This is a genomic window from Zhongshania sp. (assembly GCF_041584495.1).
Taxonomy (GTDB): domain Bacteria; phylum Pseudomonadota; class Gammaproteobacteria; order Pseudomonadales; family Spongiibacteraceae; genus Spongiibacter.
This window is the reverse complement of the sequence record NZ_JBFHDY010000207.1, coordinates 1-3,210: the sequence shown is the minus strand read 5'-3', so window position 1 is coordinate 3,210 and position 3,210 is coordinate 1. Positions and strand designations below refer to the sequence as shown.

At 49.6% G+C, this 3,210-nt stretch carries 5 protein-coding genes; 1 reads left to right on the top strand and 4 read right to left on the bottom strand.

From position 1 onward, the window contains the following. The 3 genes from ABYP33_RS18085 to ABYP33_RS18075 form a co-directional block, all read right to left on the bottom strand. Window positions 1–336, bottom strand: a 336-nt coding sequence (locus ABYP33_RS18085) for a TetR/AcrR family transcriptional regulator (protein ID WP_373092641.1), incomplete at its 3' end; no start/stop codon positions are given. Between the two features lie 147 nt (window positions 337–483). After that, complete coding sequence (locus tag ABYP33_RS18080) at window positions 484–972, bottom strand: phasin family protein (protein ID WP_050985235.1); 489 nt, start codon at window positions 970–972, stop codon at window positions 484–486. Between the two features lie 182 nt (window positions 973–1,154). Then, window positions 1,155–1,598 carry a hypothetical protein gene (locus ABYP33_RS18075; protein WP_373092640.1) on the bottom strand — a complete coding sequence of 148 codons (444 nt, stop codon included), beginning with the start codon at window positions 1,596–1,598 and terminating at the stop codon, window positions 1,155–1,157. 261 nt (window positions 1,599–1,859) lie between these two features. Here ABYP33_RS18075 and ABYP33_RS18070 point away from each other — a divergent pair, with 261 nt between their 5' ends. After that, window positions 1,860–2,648 carry an alpha/beta hydrolase gene (locus tag ABYP33_RS18070; protein ID WP_373092639.1) on the top strand — a complete coding sequence of 263 codons (789 nt, stop codon included), beginning with the start codon at window positions 1,860–1,862 and terminating at the stop codon, window positions 2,646–2,648. On the opposite strand, the gene ABYP33_RS18065 is transcribed toward ABYP33_RS18070, so the two are convergent. After that, window positions 2,645–3,210: methyltransferase (locus ABYP33_RS18065; RefSeq protein WP_373092638.1), on the bottom strand; the 566-nt coding region annotated here is incomplete at its 5' end. The genes ABYP33_RS18070 and ABYP33_RS18065 overlap by 4 nt on opposite strands.

Sequence of the window (3,210 nt, the reverse complement as noted above, 5' to 3'; positions counted from 1 at the left end):
TTTCTTGGCGATTTGTGGGTAGCGCTGAAGAATATCGTTGAGATTGCGATACAGGTAGCGGTGATTAAAAATGTGTTCAAAAACGATGTACAAATAAAACCAGGTGTCTTGGGCGCCAAGGTTTTTTTGCAGTGGTGCACTGAGGATATCAATCAGTTCAAGTTCGAAGGCGGCGTAGAGTTCGGGAATGATTTCGTCTTTGCCGTGGAAATGGTAATAAAGATTTCCGGGACTAATATCGAGTTCATTGGCGATATCAACGGCGGTGACATTGGGTTCGCCGTCAGTATTAAATAGGGCGAGACTGCTTAATAATATTTTGTCGCGGGTTTTCATCCGAGATAACAGACTCCTGTGAGCGAAGCGACAAGGTGCCATGAACCCAGCGTCTGTGTCCAGCGATGTCGATTAGATCAGCGGAAGTTTGGGTGTTACTAAAAGGGAAGATGAAAGCTTCATCTTCCCTTTAGAGATGAGCTCCGCTTACTTAGCGACAGCTTTCTTTGCGGGTGCTTTACGCGGTGCTTTCGCTTTAGGTGCTGCTTTTGCGGCAGTCTTGGGCTCAGCTGCTTCGGCGGCCGGTTTAGCTGCTTTGCTTAGCGCGTCTACTTTTTTGCTAAGGGCATCGAGCTTCTTCTCTAAACGGCTTAGATCGTCAGCACTGGCAGTGTGACCAAAACCAAGGCTGGCACGCATTTTACTAATGCGCTCTTCAATGGAAATAGTCTTACCAATATTGGTAGCTTCACCAAGTTTGGCGCGGGCCTGGGTTTCTAAACGATTGCCCTTGTCCACGAGTTCAGTGAACAGTTTAGGGGTTTCTTTACTGGCTTTCTCTAAGGCCTCGTGGGCTTCATCGTAAGCGCGGCCGTAGGCGCCAAGGCCGGCAAGCCAAATACTTTTAGCAACTTCGCCAGCGTGGTTGGTGGCGTCTTTAAGATCCTGCAGGCTTTTTTTGCTGTCTTTGCTCATGGCGTTCTCCATTGCAAAATAAAATAACTGAATCTGGTACACCAGTAAGAATACCTTGCCGGTGCGGAAACTGTGAGTCTGAACTTAGCTATGAAAAAAGCACGATGGCCATACGGCGCATCGTGCAAAAGCATAGGTGAGATAAAGACCTAGGATTTGGCACCCTAACGGGCACCGAATGCTTACGACGCGGTGGCTTCAGCTACAACGTCAGTTGCTTCAGCAGCGCTGCGCGAAACTTTAGACTTCACTTTTTCAAAGCCGTCACGCAGGGTTTTCAGCTGAGCTTCTACTGCTGTGTTGCTTTCGCTTTTCAGTTCTTCGAACTTGGCGATAGCTTGCGCTTTGGTGTCGTTGAATTTAGCGATAGCTTGTGACTTGCTAGACTCAAATTTAGAAACTGCGTCGCTCTGTACTTTTTCGCCACGCGCTACCAAGCTGTCAAAGAATTCATTGCGCTTGCTGTAAGCGTCTTTAGCTTTGGTTTCAGTTTCTTTGATTTTAGCTTCGGTCTGCTTAAGTACTTCTTGGCTTTGTTCAAAGACTTTGCCAGCCAGACCTAGGTTTGCCAAAAACACTTCTTTTGCCAGTGCGTTAGCTTTTTCGATTTTACTTGCTTCGGTCATGATGACGTCCTCATTGAGAATGAAATAGTCGGCTATTTAGAGCCAGATTTCGGCGAGAACTGCTATTACTCGCTGACTTGGGTGCAAGAGTACGGAGATTAATTAGAAAGCACATACTAATCCTGCGGTAAGTCCCTATTTCGCGCTCATTATATTCCCCGCATCGTTATACAGCATTAACGCGGTATTGCACTTAGCGGGAAACTTAGGTTATATGGTTGTTACCTTCTAGACCGCTTGTCGGAATATAACGAGGTAATCATGGCTCAAAACAAGAATAAAACGGGGCAGCCCACGCCGTTGCGCACAGCAAGTGAGGTACGGGTTATTTTTGAAATGCTGGCAATGGTCAGTTTTCGTTCAACACTGGACAAAATAAAGTGCGGCGATGGTCACCCCGTGGTGGTAGCGCCGTCCTTTATGACCGGCGATGGCGGCACCGCTGCGCTGCGGGGCTTTTTGCGCCGTCGCGGTTTTGCGGCTTATGGTTGGGAGCAGGGTTTAAATAGCGGTATGTCCGAGCAAAAGTACTTGGCTTACGAGCGCCACGTAAAAGAGCTTGTTGCCCGCCACTGTCGTAAAGCCAGTGTGATTGGCTGGAGCTTGGGGGGAATTTACGCTCGAACCTTGGCCTACAAAAATCCGGATATTGTTCGCCAAGTCATTACCTTGGGCTCGCCAATCCATATTCCTAGTATGGATGGGGTCACTGGGCCGGTCTTAAAACTTTACGAAATGATGAATCCCGGTGCTCGAACGGATCCAATGTTAGAGTGGCAAAACTGTTGGCAAGCGACGCCGACGGTGCCGTCCACGGCCATGTACAGTGAGGGTGACGGTATTGTCGATTGGCAGTTCTGTATCGATAAGGAGTTAAATAATAATACTGAAAATTTGCGGGTGCCGGGCAGTCACGTCGGTTTAACCCATAATGTTGCGGTAATGTACGCCGTGGCGGAGCGTTTGGCGCAGCGCGAAGATCGCTGGCAGCCCTTCGATGTGAGTGGCTTGCGGAGCAGGGTTTACGCCCATTCGGCAGTGCCAGCCTAGGCTTTCTGGCATTGCGGCGAGGCGCCGTCGTTAAGTAGACGCTCTAGGCAGTGCTCTTGGATACCGTAAAAGGTCTTAATATCGGCAATTTGTTGTAGCACTGCACTGTTGTCGCGGTGTTGACGCCGCTTTTGTGCCAATATCATTTTGTTTTTACTGGTGTGCTCCAAAGAAATAAATTCAAAGACCTTGGTGTCGTAACCATGCGCTTCCAGCAGCAGGGCGCGTAAACCATCTGTTAGCATTTCGGCCTCTTGGCCAAGGTGAATGCCGTGTTGGAGCAGTGGCGCGAGCGGTGCTGGGCTTTTCAGCTGGGGGCGAAGTTGTTTGTGGCAGCAGGGCGAGCACATAATAATGTCGGCGTTGCTGTGAATTCCCATGTGAATTGCGTAGTCGGTGGCAGTGTCGCAGGCGTGTAGGGCGATCATGACGTTAATGTCCTGGGCCGCGAAGTGTTGGACCTCGCCCTGTTCAAATGTGATGCCCTGCAAGCTTAACTTTGCGGCGGTGTTCTTGCAGAGGTCGACCAGTTCTTGGCGCAACTCTACGCCGGTGACTTGGG